Annotated in this window: 16 protein-coding genes; 5 read left to right on the forward strand and 11 right to left on the reverse strand. The window is 67.0% G+C overall.

Going from position 1 to position 15,882, the window contains the following annotated elements; genetic code table 11:
* Positions 1–285: 285 nt before the first annotated feature.
* Entirely contained in the window at positions 286–636 is a 351-nt protein-coding gene (locus ACQUSX_RS10460) for a hypothetical protein (RefSeq protein WP_428906866.1), read from the forward strand.
* A 56-nt stretch (positions 637–692) separates the two neighbouring features.
* On the opposite strand, the gene ACQUSX_RS10465 is transcribed toward ACQUSX_RS10460, so the two are convergent.
* The 8 genes from ACQUSX_RS10465 to ACQUSX_RS10500 are packed head-to-tail and all read right to left on the reverse strand — an operon-like array spanning position 693 to position 9,063.
* Entirely contained in the window at positions 693–1,634 is a 942-nt protein-coding gene (locus ACQUSX_RS10465) for an alpha/beta fold hydrolase (protein WP_428906867.1), read from the reverse strand.
* 13 nt (positions 1,635–1,647) lie between these two features.
* A complete protein-coding gene (locus tag ACQUSX_RS10470; protein ID WP_428929968.1) occupies positions 1,648–3,072 on the reverse strand; it encodes a carboxyl transferase domain-containing protein in 1,425 nt (474 codons plus the stop codon).
* A complete protein-coding gene (locus ACQUSX_RS10475) occupies positions 3,069–4,685 on the reverse strand; it encodes an AMP-binding protein (protein WP_428906869.1) in 1,617 nt (538 codons plus the stop codon). The genes ACQUSX_RS10470 and ACQUSX_RS10475 overlap by 4 nt, the downstream gene beginning before the upstream one ends.
* An 11-nt stretch (positions 4,686–4,696) precedes the next feature.
* A complete protein-coding gene (locus ACQUSX_RS10480; RefSeq protein WP_428906870.1) occupies positions 4,697–5,140 on the reverse strand; it encodes a MaoC family dehydratase in 444 nt (147 codons plus the stop codon).
* 33 nt (positions 5,141–5,173) lie between these two features.
* On the reverse strand, positions 5,174–5,920 hold the full coding sequence (locus ACQUSX_RS10485) for an SDR family oxidoreductase (RefSeq protein ID WP_428906871.1): 747 nt from the start codon (positions 5,918–5,920) through the stop codon (positions 5,174–5,176).
* Positions 5,921–5,927: 7 nt separating this feature from the next.
* Positions 5,928–7,373, reverse strand: a complete 1,446-nt coding sequence (locus ACQUSX_RS10490; protein ID WP_428906872.1) for a TRAP transporter large permease — start codon at positions 7,371–7,373, stop codon at positions 5,928–5,930.
* A gap of 9 nt (positions 7,374–7,382) precedes the next feature.
* Positions 7,383–7,916 (reverse strand): TRAP transporter small permease, encoded by a 534-nt coding sequence (locus ACQUSX_RS10495; protein ID WP_428906873.1) that lies wholly within the window; start codon positions 7,914–7,916, stop codon positions 7,383–7,385.
* 19 nt (positions 7,917–7,935) lie between these two features.
* Positions 7,936–9,063, reverse strand: coding sequence for a TRAP transporter substrate-binding protein (locus ACQUSX_RS10500; protein ID WP_428906874.1), 1,128 nt, complete (start codon positions 9,061–9,063; stop codon positions 7,936–7,938).
* Positions 9,064–9,297: 234 nt separating this feature from the next.
* Between ACQUSX_RS10500 and ACQUSX_RS10505 the strand changes: the two genes are divergently transcribed.
* On the forward strand, positions 9,298–10,278 hold the full coding sequence (locus ACQUSX_RS10505) for a sugar-binding transcriptional regulator (RefSeq protein WP_428906875.1): 981 nt from the start codon (positions 9,298–9,300) through the stop codon (positions 10,276–10,278).
* 20 nt (positions 10,279–10,298) lie between these two features.
* Here ACQUSX_RS10505 and ACQUSX_RS10510 read toward each other — a convergent pair whose 3' ends face one another.
* Positions 10,299–11,702, reverse strand: coding sequence for an MFS transporter (locus tag ACQUSX_RS10510; protein ID WP_428906876.1), 1,404 nt, complete (start codon positions 11,700–11,702; stop codon positions 10,299–10,301).
* Between the two features lie 77 nt (positions 11,703–11,779).
* Here ACQUSX_RS10510 and ACQUSX_RS10515 point away from each other — a divergent pair, with 77 nt between their 5' ends.
* Positions 11,780–12,352, forward strand: coding sequence for a hypothetical protein (locus ACQUSX_RS10515; protein ID WP_428906877.1), 573 nt, complete (start codon positions 11,780–11,782; stop codon positions 12,350–12,352).
* A gap of 12 nt (positions 12,353–12,364) precedes the next feature.
* On the opposite strand, the gene ACQUSX_RS10520 is transcribed toward ACQUSX_RS10515, so the two are convergent.
* Entirely contained in the window at positions 12,365–13,987 is a 1,623-nt protein-coding gene (locus ACQUSX_RS10520) for a helix-turn-helix transcriptional regulator (protein WP_428906878.1), read from the reverse strand.
* A 128-nt stretch (positions 13,988–14,115) separates the two neighbouring features.
* Positions 14,116–14,358 (reverse strand): hypothetical protein, encoded by a 243-nt coding sequence (locus ACQUSX_RS10525; protein ID WP_428906879.1) that lies wholly within the window; start codon positions 14,356–14,358, stop codon positions 14,116–14,118.
* Between the two features lie 213 nt (positions 14,359–14,571).
* On the opposite strand from ACQUSX_RS10525, the gene ACQUSX_RS10530 reads away from it, so the two are divergent.
* Positions 14,572–15,033, forward strand: a complete 462-nt coding sequence (locus tag ACQUSX_RS10530; RefSeq protein WP_428906880.1) for a DUF3817 domain-containing protein — start codon at positions 14,572–14,574, stop codon at positions 15,031–15,033.
* Positions 15,034–15,103: 70 nt separating this feature from the next.
* Positions 15,104–15,670 carry an ATP-dependent endonuclease gene (locus ACQUSX_RS10535; RefSeq protein ID WP_428906881.1) on the forward strand — a complete coding sequence of 189 codons (567 nt, stop codon included), beginning with the start codon at positions 15,104–15,106 and terminating at the stop codon, positions 15,668–15,670.
* Positions 15,671–15,882: the final 212 nt, after the last annotated feature.

Genomic DNA, 15,882 nt, shown 5'->3' on the forward strand with positions numbered 1-15,882 from the left:
ATGCGACATCCCGGGACTTCCCTCCCATGGATAGTGGTGCATGGACTCCATCGGATCGGTATTGAGCTCGATCACGCGGGGCGAGTCATCTGCGGGATATCGAGGGAGCAGAAGTCCATTCCGACCGAGCGTGTTCCAGGGATGGCTGGTGCGGCGGCTCTGCTATTGCAAATTCGTCGGGAGAGCGTGGGGAACTGAGAGTGGTGTCACGCCGCGCTTAGCCAGCACGCTGAGCGCGGCGTCGACGAGAGTCGCCGACTAGCTCGTCGCGCGCCCGGTCGTCGCGTGCACGCCGAAGATCTCGGCTTTGCGCCGCGCCCTGTGAGCAACGAGCGGGATGTCGCCTGCGCCGGTCCGACGAACGCGCACAGGAGCATCCCGCCGATCCAGAACACCATCGTGCCGTTGTCTGGAGGAAAGACGGCGAGGCCTGAGGTCACCATCGCGGTCAGCGATAACAGGACGATGTGTTTCGGGCTGAACCGGTCGTCGTACCGGCCGGTCGTGGTTGTCGAGGCGTTGGCGATGAGCTTGGCGGCGGACGATACCGAAGATCATCAGCTGCATGAACTCGAAGCCGAATGCGACCGACGTGATGCCGGGCTCCGAACGCGAGCACCGCACGAGGGTAGCTGACGGAACTCGTTCAGTACACGAGTGCGCTCCGTACCAGAATCTTGGAGGAGCGCCCGTCAGGTCGCGCGGCGGTCTGCTCCTGAAGCGGCGAAATGCTCCATCAGGTGGGAGGCCACGGTTGCTGCGTGATGCCACGTGACGACGTGGCCCATACCCGGCACCACGACGAATCGGCTGCTCGGAATGGCATCCGCCGTGTCCTGTCCACCCGAGATGTCGATCATCGGGTCATCGTCGCCATGCATGACGAGCGTGGGCACCGTGATCGCGCGGAGTCGCTCTGTGCGGTCGCCGTCGGCGCCGATCGCTGCGAGCTGGCGTGCATACCCGTCGGCGTTCAGCCCACGCTGCCAGACCTGCTCGCCGAGCCACGACGCGCGATCGACATCACGACTGGAGTCGGTCGTGATCGCGACATGATGGTCGCGGACATACTCGAGATAGGGGTCGTGATCGGTCGGCAGCGGCGTCTTGAAGATCCACTTCACGTGCTGAGCGGGCCTGCCGACTCCGCGTCGTCCCGTTGTGGAGGCGAGCGAGGTCAGCGAGGCCGTGCGCTCCGGTGCAGCCATGGCGACATGCTGCGCGATCATGCCGCCCATCGAGATGCCGACCACATGCACGCGCTCCAGCCCGAGGACGTCCAGCAGATCCACGAGGTCGCGGGCGATGTCAGCGAGCGAGTACGCGTCGTGCGCAAGGCGCAGGTGCGAGAGTCCCGCGTCGTGATTGTCGACGGTGATCGTCTCGTAGCCGCCGCGCTGCAGTTCTCGGATGAGTTCGGCGGACCACTCGATGCGATGCATCCCGAGACCTGCGATCAGCAGCACGGTTCCCCGCGGGCTCGGCACGGTTCCCCGCGGGCTCGGCACGGTTTCCTGCGTCGGTACAGGGCCGCGCTGGATGCTCCACACGCGTTCTCCGCTTCGCGTCGGCGACGTCTCTCGAAGTCCGAGCAGCGCGCCCAGCTCGGCCGGCTCGTTGATGCGCTGGTTCATGGTTCTCCTGTACTCAGGCGTATCTGTCCTGACGGCGGTCTTGCAGCGCACCCGCGTCCAGCGGGAGGAGCTCACCGAGCTGGACGCGCAGCTCGGCACGCAGGAGCGCGAGGCTGGGGAACACCCCCGCTGTGGTCGGACCCGGGGTGACGGCGTCGGCGAAACCGCGATGGTGCAGCGAGGGTGCATCCAGCTCCATCTGGGCGGCGGCGGCATCGGCACGCTTGGCGTCGCGGTAGAGGATGGCCGCGGCTCCCTCTGGGGCGATCACCTCGAAGATGCTGTCATCCTGCATGACGAGAACGTCGGTGGAGGCGAACGCGACGGCGCCGCCCGACCCGCCTTCGCCGGTCACCGCGCAGAGCGTCGGCGTGGAGCAGTCGAGCAGCGCCTGCATCAGCTCGCTCACCGCGGCGGTGAGCCCGGCGTTGTCGGAACCGGGAGTGGCATCCGCGCCCCGTGTGTCCACGATGCTGAGCACCGGGAGGTTGAGCCGTGCCGCCAGCCTCACGACGCGCGCGGCCTTGCGGAAGCCGGATGCGTGCGGTGCGCCGACCGTGCCGCTGGGCCCGGCGGCCTCTCGGTCAGTGCCGATCACGGTGACGGGGATGCCCGCGAATCGACCGAAGCCCGCGAGCACGACCGGGTCGTCGATGCCGGTGCGGTCGCCCCGCGTCTCACGAAGGTCGGTGAGCAGGAAGGATGCGACTCGGCGGGCGGATGGGCGCATCGGAGCGCGTGCCCGCTCGACTGCAGCCCAACCGGTCAGAGTCGTGTCAGGAGTCGTGACTGCGTCGGTCGCCGTCGTCTCGCGCCGCGCCGAGGCTTCCGTGAAGGACCCTGGCGCGAGACGCCGAACCCAGGCGAGTGCTGCCGCGAGCCCGTCCCCGACGGGAACGACCTCGTCGACGAGACCGTGGTCGAAGTACGCCTCAGCGGTGTGGCTGCGGCGCGGATCGACGGTGACACTCGTGAAGGCCTCGAGCACGCGCGGTCCGGCGAAGCCGACGGTGGCGCCGGCTTCGGCGACGATCACATCCGCTGCCGCGCCGTATGAGGCGTGGACGCCTCCGGTCGTCGGGTGCCGGAACACCGAGATGACTGGCAGGCCGCGTTGCCGCACCCGGCGCATGGCCGCGATGATCCGAGGCATCTGGATGAGGGCGTCGAATCCTTCCTGCGTGCGCGCGCCACCGGAGCTCGTGACGAAGACGATCGCGCACTCGTGCTCTGCGGCGGTGTCGAGGGCGCGCAGCACCGTGTCGCCGTGCGCCACGCCCATCGATCCTCCGAGGAACGCGAAGTGTCCCGTGACGACGACGGCTCGGGCATCCGACTCGTCGACCAGCCGGAATGTCACCGAGTCGTCGAGACCGGTGTGCGCCTTGGCGCGCATCAGCGAGTCGGCGAACCCGGGCCAGGTGTCGGGCAGGTTCACGCCAGCGCTCGCGGGTCGGGCGCCTCCCACGTGGCATCCCCGATGGGAAGCGCCCGAAGGAGGTTCTTCTGAATCTTCTGCGTCTCGGTCTTCGGGATCGAATCGATCACGTCGATGTAGCGCGGAAGCATGTACGCGGCCAGACGCGAGACGAGGAAGTTGTACAGCTCAGCCGGTGAGACGACCGCGACGTCCTCCGGAACGACGGCGATGCGCACGTCGTCTTCGCCGAACTCGGACGGGGCCGCGATCGCCGCGCACTCCTTCACGCCGGGGAACTTGCGCACCTCGCGCTCGACCTCGCTGGACGAGATGTTCTCGCCGCGCCTGCGGATGGAGTCCTTGATGCGATCGACGAAGAAGTACCTGCCGTCCTCGGTGCGATAGAACGCGTCGCCGGTGTGGAACCAGTTGTTCCGCATCGCCGAGACCGTCGCCTCCGGACGCCCGAGATAGCCGGTCGTCAGAGTCCACGGGTCACGGTGGCGCACGAGCAGCTCGCCGACCTCGCCGACCGGAAGCTCCCGGTCGAGTTCGTCCGCGACGCGGACTTCGACGCCGTCGCGGGCGATGCCGCAACTGCCCGGGCCGTCCTGGTTCCACCCCTCCGAGACGAGCGGGCAGCTCAGCTCGGTCATGTTGTAGACCGTCCCGACCTTCATCCCGAAGCGGCGCTCGAGCTCGTCCACCTCCTGGATGACGGGTGCGACGATGACCTGCGTGAGCGGATTCTCCGCGTCGTCATCGCGGGCCGGGCGGTTGAGCAGGAAGTGCGCCATGGCGCCCTGGAGCAGCGTGGTCGTGCATCCGAACGCGCGGATGTCCGGCCAGAACTCGCTCGTGCTGAACTTGCGCTTGACCACATAGCCGCCGCCCACCAGCAGCATGCTGTAGAAATACGCTTTGCCCGTGATGTGGCACGGTGCGTAGGGGCAATAGAAGATGTCATCGCTGGTCATCGCGTGGGTCGGGATGATCGTTCGGCCGCTCTCGAGCATCTGCGCCCAGGGCAGCAGAACGCCCTTCGACGGGCCGGTCGTGCCCGAGGTGTACAGAATGCACGAGCTCTCATGCATCTCCGGTCGGGTGTGCTTCCGCGCCGGCGGAGTCGACCGGGCGTGCGCTGCGGCCGTCACAGCCCACCCGTCCACCTTCGGCAGCGCCGACTGATCGTCGACGTCGAGGACGTGCACCACCGCGACATGGACGAGACTTCCCGCCGCCTCGACGAGGTGCGGCAGGAACTCCGTTGTCGTGACGATGGTCGACGCTCGGGTGTCGTTCACGACGTCGGCGAGCAGCTGGTGCCGGTAGGCGGTGTTCAGCGCCGCCTCGATGGCGCCGAGCCAAGACAAGCCGACCCACAGTTCGAGCGCCTCGAGGGTGGCGGGCATGAACGTCGCCACGATCTCCTCGCGCTCGACGCCCTTCTCGGCGAAGTACGCGGCGAAGGCGAGTGACGCCTCGTGCATCTGCTGGTACGTGCGGGATGTCCCGTTCACCTCGTGAGCGAACGCGAGATCGGGGTGCGACTCGGCACGCTGCTGCAGGAGCGCTGGCAGGGTGAGATCCTGCGTGAGCGTCACGGTCTCCACTGGGGTCGGCTTGTTCATCGGTCGGTCCTTCAGCTGAAGCGGAACAGGGCGGTTCCGACGATGGCCGGCTTGTCGCGGCCCTCGATCTCCAGGCGCATGCCGAGAGAGGTGATCAGGCCGTCGCCCTTCTCACGCACGTCGTCGACCGTCATGTGCATCCGGATGCGGTCACCGGCGCGCACCGGACCGGTGAAGCGCAGACGATCGATGCCGTAGTTGACGGTGAGCGAGCGGTCGGGGATGACGAGCAGCTCGTCGAGGAACTGCGAGATGAGCGACGCGACGAGATAGCCGTGTGCGATCGGCGCACCGAACGGGCCGGCGGTGGCGCGCTCGATGTCGACGTGGATCCACTGGTCGTCGGTGGTGAGCTCGCTGAACTTGTTGATCAGGTCCTGCTCGACGGTGAACCACTCCGAGACGCCGAGATCGATCGGCTCGTTGCGGCGCAGCTGTTCGAGGGTGACTTCCATTTGTTCTTCCTAACTGATTGCGGGGAATGAGGTCTAGATCGAGATTCCGCCGTCGACTTGGACGACGTTCCCGGTGATGTACCCGGCCTCCTGCGAGGCGAGGAAGGCGATCGCGGGAACCACCTCGGCCGTCGTCGAGAATCGCTTCATGGGCACCTCGTTCTGGATCTCCAGTCGCCGGGCCTCCGGGATCGAGTCGATCATCGCGGTCTGCGCGTTGGGCGAGATGGCGTTCACGGTGATCCCGAAGGGCGCGAGCTCCTTCGCGGCAGCCTTCGTGAGGCCGATGATCCCCGCCTTCGCAGCGGAGTAGTTGACCTGACCGAAATTGCCTCGGATGCCCGCGTACGAGGTCGTGTTGATGATGCGCCCGTAACCCGACGCACGCATCACGGGCGATGCCTCGCGGACGAAGTTGAACGTCCCGCGGAGGTGGACGTCGATCACCCGGGTCCAGTCGTCGTCCGACAGCTTCCAGTGCACCCGGTCGCGCAGCAGCCCGGCGTTGTTCACGAGGACGCTGACCTGTCCTTCGGCCGCCTCCACCGCACTGCGAGCCGTCTCGGGGTCGGCGACGTCGCCTTCGATGACGGTGAGCGTCTTGTGCTCGGCCGCCAGCGCGGTCAGATCGCCGGCGCGCAGGTCGACGGCGATGACCCGCGCGCCATGCGCCAGGAAGAACTCTGCCGTGGTGTAGCCGATGCCCTGAGCGGAGCCGGTGTGGATCACCGTTTGACCGGTGAAGTCGAACGACAGATTGGTGGGAGTGGGCGAAGACATCGGAAACCTACTTTGCGACGAGTGATGGGAGGAAGGTGATGAGATCCGGGAACACGAACAGCACGACCACGATCAGCAGCTCGACGAGGATCAGCGGCAGCACACCGCGGAACACATGGTGCGGCGAGACACCGGCGGTGCCGGCGACGACGAAGCAGCTGATGCCGACAGGCGGTGTGACCAGCCCTATCTCGATGAGCTTGACCACGAGGATCGCGAACCAGATTCCGTCGAATCCGAGGCCGGTCACGATCGGGTGCATCAGGGGGACGGCGATCACGAGGATCGAGATCGATTCCAGCGCCATTCCCATCGGGATGAGGATGACGAGGAAGATGGCCACGACCACCCACGGCTCGACTTCGAGCGAGGTCACCCATTCGGCCAGGAGGAACGGAACCCTGGATGCCACGAAGAACGTCGACAGAACGGTCGAGCCGACGACGATCGCGAACACGCTGGTCGTGGTGACGGCTGCCTCCTTGAGGGCTTCGACCGTGAGGCTCCACAGCTGACGCAGTCCCAGCTTGCGCATCTCGATGATCAGGATCGCGAGCGCCGCGAGCGCACCGACGGCCGCGGACTCGGTCGGAGTCACCAGACCGCTGTAGAGACCGCCCATCACGATGACGAACAGAATCCCGATGTGGAACAGACCGCGCCAGGGGAGGTGGCGCAGGCTGTCTGCCTTCACGGGCCCCACCGTGCGCGTCTCGGTCTGTGCCGGAGCGGTGATCGTCACGGTGCCGGTCGCCGCAACCGAGCCGCCGCGCTTCGACGACCGTGCGGAGGCGAGCTCAGCGGTGGCAGCTTCGACGGTCGCATCCGCGGGCACGATGGTGCGCTTGGCGACGATCGCGATGTAGGCGATGTAGAACGCGGCCGAGAGAAGACCCGGGATGATGCCGCCGGCCATGACCTGCGCGGGCGACTCGCCGGCGAGCACGGCATAGAGGACGAGCATGATGCTCGGCGGGATCATGACGCCGAGGGTTCCGGCGACTGCGACGATCCCGGTGGCGAAGTGAGCGGGGTATCCGTACTTGCGCATCTCTCCGACAGCCATCCGCGACATGGTCGCCGCGGTGGCCACGGTGGAGCCGGAGACCGCGGCGAAGCCGGCGCAGGCCATCACGGTCGCGATGCCGAGACCGCCTGGCAGCTTGCGCGACGTGCGGTTCGCGATGGCGAACACGTGTTCCGCCACACGTGCTTTCACAGCGAGTGTCCCCATCAGGATGAACATCGGGATCATCGTGAGAGTGAAGCTCGCCGACGCGCTGAAGGGCACGGAGCCGAGCACGTTCGTGGCGTAGCCGAAGTTGTGGAGCAGGAGCAGGCCCAGCGCACCGGAACCTGCGAGGGCGAAGGCCACCGGCATCTGCATCGCCAGCAGGACGAGCAGTGACACAAGCGTGATCGCGATGATCAGTGAGGTATCTAGAGACATCATCGTCTTTCGTCAGATCTGGACCGTGGTCTCCGGAGCGCGCTGCTCGGGGACGTGGCGCCCGAGGGCTTCGGAGATGTCGCGCCAGGCGATCAGGGCATAGATCGGAATGCAGATCAGCAGTCCGATGACGATCGAGGCGCGGGCCGGCCACAGCGGCCAGTGCACAAGACCGAACTTGAACTCTCCACCCAGGAAGGAGTCGAGCGCGCGCGTGTACGTGGCGGTGACCAGCCAGACGAGGATGGCGAGCGTGATCGCGTCGCCGATCGAGCGCAGCCATGCGGCGGCGCGCTTCGGGAGCGCTCCGGTGACGAGATCGACCGCGATCTGTCCGCCGGTGTACGAGGCGAAGGCCATGCCGAGGAAGATCAGCATCACCAGCAGAGTCTCGGAGACCTCGACCAGGCCGGGCAGGCTGCGGCCGGTCACCATGCGGCTCACCACGTCGGTCGTGATGACGATCGCCAGTGCGAACGTGCACAGGCTTGCGATGATGGCTGTCACGCCGGAGATCCGGCGTGACAGCGCGTCCAGAAGGGACATCAGTTCAAGGCCTTCCGTATCAGCGGTCTGCGAAGCGCTGGGCGCACTCCGCCAGCGGAGCCACGCGGTCGGCCGGGTCCGAGGAGAACTCGGTGAGCGCGGCCTCGTAGGCCTCGAGCACCGCAGCCGGATCCTCGACGCCCGCGGCGCCGGCGGTCTCGATCCACGCCTTCTTCGCGGTGTCGCCGGTGAGTTCCTTGAACTCGTCGATCGTGTCGTCGTCCCAGCGGGTGAGCGTCACGTTCTCCTGCTCGAGCATGTAATCGCACTGCGTCGCCGCGGTCTCGGCGAACACCGAGATGCCCTGACCGTCGTTCAGCGCGACCTCGGCCTCATCGACGACCTTCTGCAGGTCGGCGGGGAGCGAGTCGTATGCGGACTGGGACATCCACATGCCGATCGTGATGTAGTGGCCGTAACCGGTGTCGGTCCAGTTGTCGAGGACCTCCGTGAGCTTGTACGAGATCGGCGCGTCGAGGTTGTTGGCGACCCCGTCGATGACGCCGCGTTCGACCCCTTCGTACATCTCGCCGGCCGTCAGCGCGACGGGCGAGGCGCCGACCGCTTCGAGCGCCGAGAGCAGGCCGTCGCCGACGGCGCGCACGCGCAGGCCGTCGAAGTCATCGGGCTCGGCGATCTCGGTCTTGGTGCCGAAGATGGAGGCGCCGGCAGACCAGTATCCGAGGTTGTGCAGGCCGAGGTTGCTGCTCTCGGCGGTGAACTGCGGGTTGCCCTCGTCGAGCTGATGGAACGCGGCCATCATCGCCTGGTTGTCGTCCGTCATGAACGGCAGCGCCGCGAGGTTCTGGAGCGGGAACTTGTCGGGGGTGTAGGTCGGCGGAACGATTCCCATGTCGGCGCGACCGTCTGTGACGCACTGGACGATCTCGCCCGCGGGGCACAGCGACTCGGCCGCGAAGTAGTCGAACGTGATGCGCCCGTCCGACTTCTCGGTGACGGTGTCGAGGAACCAGTGGACCATGTCGGCGTTCGGCGTCTCGTCGATCAGGAACGATGCGACGGAGAACGTGTGCGTCGATTCGCCGGAATCGTCGGCGGCAGAGCCGGACGAGCAGGAGGCAAGGGCGAGGCCGCCGGTGAGCATGAACGCGGCGGCGGTGAGACGAGTGGATTTCTTGGAAAGCATGAGTGTTCCATCTCCGTTGACGGCGCAGTGAATCTGCGGCTTGGTGTGGATGTGTGCGGCGTGCTCGGGGTGCACGGGATCAGACTGGCCGAGCCTAAGAAATGTCGCAAGCCAGTTGAGCGGACGTGCAAACAGCCCTCATCAGTGACATCTTCGACCGCCGATGACGCCGAGAATGAACCATGTTGCACGTCTGGACGCTCGCGTGAGCGAACGTGCAGCTAGGATGCAGGCATGCGTGCAGACCGTGACGTGCCGGCCGAGCTGAAGGGCACGCTCAAGGCCGCCCAGCTGTACTACATCCAGGACATGACCATGGATGCGATCGCCCGCGAACTCGGGACCTCACGATCGACGGTGTCGCGGATGATCGGCAAGGCGAAGGAGAACGGCCTCGTCGACATCCAGATCCGCTTCCCCAGCGACCAGGCCGAGCGGATCCAGCACCTCATCCGATCGCGCTACGGCGTGACGTCGCACGTGGTGCCGGTGCCGAACCTGGCCGATGAGACGGAGCGCCTCGAGAGGGTGGCGATGACGGCCGGTCGGGTGCTGAGCGGCATCTTCGACTCGAACATGAGCCTGGGCGTCGCGTGGGGTGTGACGATCGAGGCACTGAGCAGGCACCTGCAGCCGAAGGAGACGAACCACTCCAAGATCGTGCAGCTGAACGGCTCGGGTGGGATGCAGAAGGGTGGCGTCGAGTACCCGAGCATCATCTTGCAGCGGTTCGCCGAGGCGTTCGGTGCGATGACGCACGCGTTCCATGTGCCGCAGTTCTTCGATGATCCGGCAGTCCGGAACGCGATGTGGAAAGAGCGCAGTGTGCGCCGCCACATCCAGCTCCAGTCGCACGTCGACGTCGCGCTCTTCGGGCTGGGCGCGCCGCAAACAGGCTCTCCGGACCGCGCGCACCGCACCGACTTCGTGAGCGACGAGGACTACGCAACCCTCGCGCAGGCGGGCGTCGTAGGCGACATCGCCACGGTGTTCTTCCGTGCAGACGGCACAGATGACAACATCCCGATCAACTCCCGTTCGACCGGACTGCCGCTGAAGCAGCTGCGCAAGGTGCCCCGAAGGGTCTGCGTCGTCTCGGGGAGGGCGAAGCTGCTCGGTCTGCGCGGCGCGCTGGAGGGCGGCTTGATCACCGACCTCGTGATCGATGAGCCGACGGCACGTTGGATCGCCAACGCGATCTCGCCCCGGAACTGACGATAGGGATCGTTCCCCCGTCAGGCGACCCGTCGCTCCTGCACGGGCAGCAGCAGGAGCAGGCCGATCAGCAGCACCAGGATGATCCCCAGGATGCCGAAGGTGGTCGACTGGGTGGTCACGATCAGCAGCGTCCATGCGCCCGACGCCATCCAGCTCGCAGCGCGCCCGGTCGTCGCGTACAGGCCGAAGATCTCGCCTTCGCGCCCTGCCGGTGTGAGCCGGGCGAGGAACGAGCGCGAGGCCGCCTGTGCCGGTCCGACGAACGCGCAGAGGATCAGCCCGCCGATCCAGAACACCATCGTGCCGTTGCCGGCGAGGAAGAAGACGCACAGACCCGCGATGACCATCGCCGTCAGCGACAGTAGGATGATGCGCTTCGGACCGAACCGGTCGTCGTACCGACCGGCGATGATCGTCGAGACACCGGCGATGAGGTTGGCGGCGATGCCGAAGATCACCAGCTGCATGAACTCGAAGCCGAACACGACCGATGCGATCACGGCGCCGAACGCGAACACCCCGCCCAGTCCGTCGCGGAACACCGCGCTCGCGAGCAGGAACCAGAAGGTCGGGCGCGTGTCGTCGTTGCGGTACAGGCCGATGACGTCCTTCACCAGCAGTTTGTACGACGTGAAGAACCCGACCTTGCGCTCGGGACGACCCAGCGAGGGCTCGGGCACGTTCAGGAAGATCGGGATGCTGAAGATGAGCGCCCACACCGCGCAGCCGACCGCGATCAGCCGGAACGGCAATCCGTTGTCGGTCGACATGCCGAACCAGTCCGCGGTGTCGAGCACGACGACGATCACCAGGGCGACGATGCCGCCGATGTAGCCGAAGCCCCAGCCGAGTCCCGAGATGCGGCCGATGTTCTTCGGGTTGGCGATGCCGATGAGCATCGCGTTCGAGTTGACCGCGGCGATCTCGCCGAACACGGCGCCGGCAGAGATGAGCGCCACGCCGACCCAGAACATCGACGGCACGGGCGTGACGAACCACAGGCCGAACATGCACAGGATCAGCGCACCGGTGCCGATGCCCAGCCACAGCTTCTGCCGCCCGGCCGCGTCGGCCTGCTGACCCAGCACCGGCGCGAGGAAGAGGATCGCCAGCGCGGCGATCGTCGACCCCAGGCCCAGACCAGAGGTGAGCTCGGCGATCGCGGCTTCCTTCACCGGATCGGTCTTCTCGAGCGCCTGCAGCTCAGGCGAGAGGAAGGCGTCGGTGGTGAGGTACAGCGCGGTGAAGATGAAGGTCAGGATGACCGTGTTGAACGGCTGCGTCGCCCAGTCCCACAGCGCCCACGAATAGACCTGCTTCCGCGGCGCCGGCGTGTCGCCGCGCAGCTCGAGCCCGATCACCGCGACGGCACCGCTGTTCGCAGTCGCCTCGGGACGGGGCACCTCTCGCTCATCACTCATGATCGAAGTCTGGCCGTGACGCGTGAACGGACGGTGACGGCGCGCCGCTCACGACGGTCCGTCACTAGGATCGAACGGTGCCATCGAGACGACGCGACGACGCCCGCGCCTCCATGACCCGGATGCACCTGCAGATCGCGGTCTTCGCCGCCATCCAGGTCGTGCCCATCATCGCGATCGCGCCGTTCATGCCGCTGATCGCCGCGTGGTCGCCGCCTCTGTACGCCTGCGCCGCGGGCCTGCAGACGCTCTTCCTGTTCACCGCACGGCGCATGATCCCGCTGCGATGGACCGCCACGCTTGCGGGCCTCATGGCCGGGCTGCTCGCGGGGCCTCTCACCGCCGTCGGCTGGCTGATCGCCGTTCCCCTGGTGGTGGCCGGTGCCACGTTCGACCTCACGGTCGCGTTCACCGAGCGGATTCCTCGCGCCTTGCGGCACGTGCTCATCGGCGTGGCGGTGGGCACTGCGGTGTTCCTGATGTCGTTGCCGGTGATGTCCGCCGAGCACCTCGTGGCTGCCGTCCTCGTACCCACCCTGATCGCTCGAGTGGTCACCTCGATCGCCGGCTCCTGCCTGGCCGAGCGGATCGTCGCCATGCTGGCAGCGGCCGGGGTGCGCACAGCGAACCCGTCCACGCGATCCGGCTGACGCCGCTCACGCTCACTCCGTCGAAATCAGAAGCTGGCGATCCAGCCCCACGGCGACCGCCGCATCCCGAGTATTCACCTGGAGCTTCCGGTAGATGTTGCGCCTGTGGGATTTCACGGTGTTGACCGACAGTCGCAGATCGCCCGCGATGGATGTGATCGAAGGGTGCCTGCGCATCGCATCGAGCACCGTCAGCTCGGCCTCGGTCAGCACCGCCTCTGGAGCGTCGAACGTCAGAATCGGCCGCTCCGGCAGCTCCTGCCGCAGTTCGTCGTACCCGAAGCGGGTCAGCTCCGCGCAGACCGCCGCGTAGTCCGCGGGCGGCAGCATCGTGACGGGGAGCCGCATCCCGGTGCTCAGCAGGAGTTCGGCCAGATGCTCGATGGCGGGTCTGCGCCGCCTGCTTCCCTCGACGCGCAAGGTGGCCGCCGCCTCGATCGCGGCTGCTTCGGCGAGGGTGCGCGATGAGCACGCGCGCTCGGCAGCGACGCGGGAATCATGCAGGGCAGCACCGTGCTCCCCGCGAGCGAGAGCGATTCGCGCCGCTCCCGCGTACCGTTCCGCCTCGCCGCGATCGATGCTGCGAAGCACGGTCGCCGCGGCCGCCGTGCTTCCCAGAGCGAGCTGCAGGAGCGAGCGAACCCCGGCCAGGCTCGATACTGTCGCAGGTCGACGTCCCTCCTCACCGCGCAGCTTCGCGAAGGCATCCATCCCGACCAATCCCGCAGCCGCGCGTCCATCGACAAGTGCGACGAGGGCTTCAGTCGCCGAGATGGCACGCCAGTGCTCGATCGTGCGCCGATCGTGCCTCATCGCATCCAGATGCGCACGAGCCGTCGCGGTATCGAAGCGCTCAAGCGCGACGATCGCCTCGGCGATGCGGTAGAACGTTCCGGAATACCAGGAGCGCTGAACGTCGGTCCATGGCTCACCGCGGGCGCTCTGGAGGTAGGCCTCGGCCTCGTGAACATCTCCGGCCAGCGCATGAATGCCGGCGAGCATGGCGACATTGGTGAATCCGAGAGGGTAGCCCTGCGTGGGGGACTCGGCGAGCCCGCGCTCGAAGCAGCTCAGCGCTTCGGCTACTCGTCCGCCGTAGTACAGGCTCGTTCCGAGGTGCGCATAGATCCGCGGCAGGGCCGGGATGCTGCCGCGCTCCACTGCAGGCAGAGCCTCCAAGGCGCCCAATGCGCTCCGTGCCGCCCTGACGCTCAGGCCGGTGCGGCCGATCACTCGGAAAGCGGCGCTCTCGGAGGCCAGCAGCAGAACCCGATCGGTCATCCTGACCCGTCCGCGCATCGACCGTGCGGCGAACACGGCCGCGACGAAGTACCGGAGGCCCTTCGCGCGCTGCTGCGGGGTGACGTTGTACGCCATGCCGAGCATCATCAGCAGCAGGGGGCGGCCGCGGAGCTCGTTCGCGGGAATGGGCTCAAGAGCCTCGGCCACGCCGTGGCGCAGGCTCAGCGCCAGGTCGAACCAGCTGTCGCGGGCGATCTCTTCGGCTGCCGCATAGTCGGCGATCTCCACCGCCTTCGCGAGGCGCGACACGCATGAACGGTCGATCTCGGGGACGGGCGCGTCGGGAAGGACGCCGCCGTTGATCGAAGAATCTCGTGGCGACACGGTGGTCATGATCCTGCTCTTTCCCCCCCGGCGCAGTGTCCAGATTACCGGGTGCCGCATTGGGCGGACGAGGTCGCCGTGCGTATGGCGTGCTGCGGGAACCGCGGTGAACTGAGTCGGGCGACGCAGACGGCGACTCAGAGCGCGTTCGTCAGGATGCTGGTGCCCACGAATCCGAGGCCCGCGAGCAGCGTGGCGATGGCGATGGCCATGGCGATGACCGCCGGCTTGCGCTTGCCACGCGTCGGTTCGTCCTCGGATGCCACCGGCGCAGCCGCAACGGTGTCGGACCCGCTGACAAGCGGGGTTCCGGCCTCGTCGGCACCGACGTCGACGTGCGTGGACCGCCGGACCGGCGGCGGTGAAACGGGTTCGGTCATGGGCAGGGTGTGCTCCGTTGGACGTGGCGCGCCGGGCAACGCGCCAAGCGATGGTACCGCTCGATCGGCCCGTGGATACCGCTGTCGACCGCTGTGTCGCCGATCCACCTTTTGATTGATCTTTCGACGGAGAACCGCGGATCCGCCCGCAGCCCCGGCGGATGGATAGGTCGCGTCGCCTAGCGTGGAAGCGGAACGACCCGAGGAGAAGACGTGTTCACCAAGCCCGCTCGCCTGTATCGCGTGCTCGCGATCGCCGAGGCGATCACCTGGACGCTGCTGATCAGCGCCCTCATCGCCCGCGCCGTCGGAGCGACGCCGCTGCTGGTCACGATCGCCGGTGGCATCCACGGCTTCGTGTTCCTCTCTTATGGGGCGATGGCGGTGCTGGTGGCGTTCAACCAGCGCTGGCACGTCGGGGTGGCCATCACCGCGATCGCCAGCGCCATCGTGCCCTTTGCAACCATTCCGGCCGAGATCTGGCTGCACCGCACGGGCCGGCTGGTCGGCGAGTGGCGTCTCACCGAGACCGACGACCCGCGCGATCGCACCTGGTACGACCGCACCATGCGCTGGTTCCTGCTGCGTCCATGGGTGCTGGGCGCGCTCATCGCCGTCGCCATCGTCGCGCTGTACACCGTGCTGCTGATCCTGGGTCCTCCCGGCGGCAAGTGAGCGCCGAGCGCCGGCCCAGGTTATCCGGAACGGCGGATGCCAGGATCAGACACCGCGCTAGGGTCGAGCCATGCCGGGCGCAGGCGTGGGGTCGTTGCGACGCACTGCCGTGCTGTTCGAGGGCGGCAGTGACCGTCTTGCGTTCGAGGCGCTTGCTCGCCGGAGTGATGTCGTGCTTGACGGCCTCGACCTCGTGGAACTGAAGGGCATCACCAATCTGCGCACACGGTTGACGGCGTTATGCGGCACAGGTGCGCGGGCGCTCGGCCTGTTCGACGCCGCCGAAGGGCGCTACGTGACCGGCGTGCTGCGTGACCTCGGGATGCTTCAAGGTGACGATCTCGGTGCCGCGGGATTCTTCGGCTGCGACCGCGACTTGGAGGAGGAGGTGATCCGCGCGGCCGGATCCGATCTCGTGCTCGAGACGCTTTCGTCACGCGGCGAGCTCGCCCGTTTCCGGATGTTCCAGCGACAGCCCGCGCAGCGGATCCGAAGCATAGAGGACCAGCTGCACCGGTTCGCCGGCACGGCCGCCGGGAGGAAGACGCGTTTCGCAGCCGACGTCATCGAAGTCGTCCCGCTCGATCGGATGCCGGTGCCGCTGACCCGACTGCTCGACGCTGCGCGGAATGGATGAGGGTCGGGCGGTGCCGCAGAACGGTCGAACACCCGAGCAATTCGAGGCCGCTGGCGGGTCGCGGGCCGAATTTCGACAGAAGCGTTGTCTATACATCGGAGGTCTGCTAGCGTCGCACCGATCTGTCCTTTTCAGCAATGGAGCTAAGGCATGCGTGCACGCAGACGTCCTCATTCACTGTCCGCCTCCACTCGATCGATACGGCGCGTCGG

The organism is Microbacterium alcoholitolerans (assembly GCF_050408615.1).
In the GTDB taxonomy this organism is placed as follows: domain Bacteria; phylum Actinomycetota; class Actinomycetes; order Actinomycetales; family Microbacteriaceae; genus Microbacterium.

Excerpts from the sequence above, each read along its gene's own strand:
- ACQUSX_RS10465 (WP_428906867.1), bottom strand. The coding sequence starts at position 1,634 with ATGAACCAGCGCATCAACGAGCCGGCCGAGCTGGGCGCGCTGCTCGGA.
- ACQUSX_RS10475 (WP_428906869.1), bottom strand. The coding sequence starts at position 4,685 with ATGAACAAGCCGACCCCAGTGGAGACCGTGACGCTCACGCAGGATCTC.
- ACQUSX_RS10485 (WP_428906871.1), bottom strand. The coding sequence starts at position 5,920 with ATGTCTTCGCCCACTCCCACCAATCTGTCGTTCGACTTCACCGGTCAA.
- ACQUSX_RS10510 (WP_428906876.1), bottom strand. The coding sequence starts at position 11,702 with ATGAGTGATGAGCGAGAGGTGCCCCGTCCCGAGGCGACTGCGAACAGC.
- ACQUSX_RS10535 (WP_428906881.1), top strand. The coding sequence starts at position 15,104 with ATGCCGGGCGCAGGCGTGGGGTCGTTGCGACGCACTGCCGTGCTGTTC.
- ACQUSX_RS10500 (WP_428906874.1), bottom strand. The coding sequence starts at position 9,063 with ATGCTTTCCAAGAAATCCACTCGTCTCACCGCCGCCGCGTTCATGCTC.
- ACQUSX_RS10525 (WP_428906879.1), bottom strand. The coding sequence starts at position 14,358 with ATGACCGAACCCGTTTCACCGCCGCCGGTCCGGCGGTCCACGCACGTC.
- ACQUSX_RS10480 (WP_428906870.1), bottom strand. The coding sequence starts at position 5,140 with ATGGAAGTCACCCTCGAACAGCTGCGCCGCAACGAGCCGATCGATCTC.
- ACQUSX_RS10520 (WP_428906878.1), bottom strand. The coding sequence starts at position 13,987 with ATGACCACCGTGTCGCCACGAGATTCTTCGATCAACGGCGGCGTCCTT.
- ACQUSX_RS10495 (WP_428906873.1), bottom strand. The coding sequence starts at position 7,916 with ATGTCCCTTCTGGACGCGCTGTCACGCCGGATCTCCGGCGTGACAGCC.
- ACQUSX_RS10490 (WP_428906872.1), bottom strand. The coding sequence starts at position 7,373 with ATGATGTCTCTAGATACCTCACTGATCATCGCGATCACGCTTGTGTCA.
- ACQUSX_RS10505 (WP_428906875.1), top strand. The coding sequence starts at position 9,298 with ATGCGTGCAGACCGTGACGTGCCGGCCGAGCTGAAGGGCACGCTCAAG.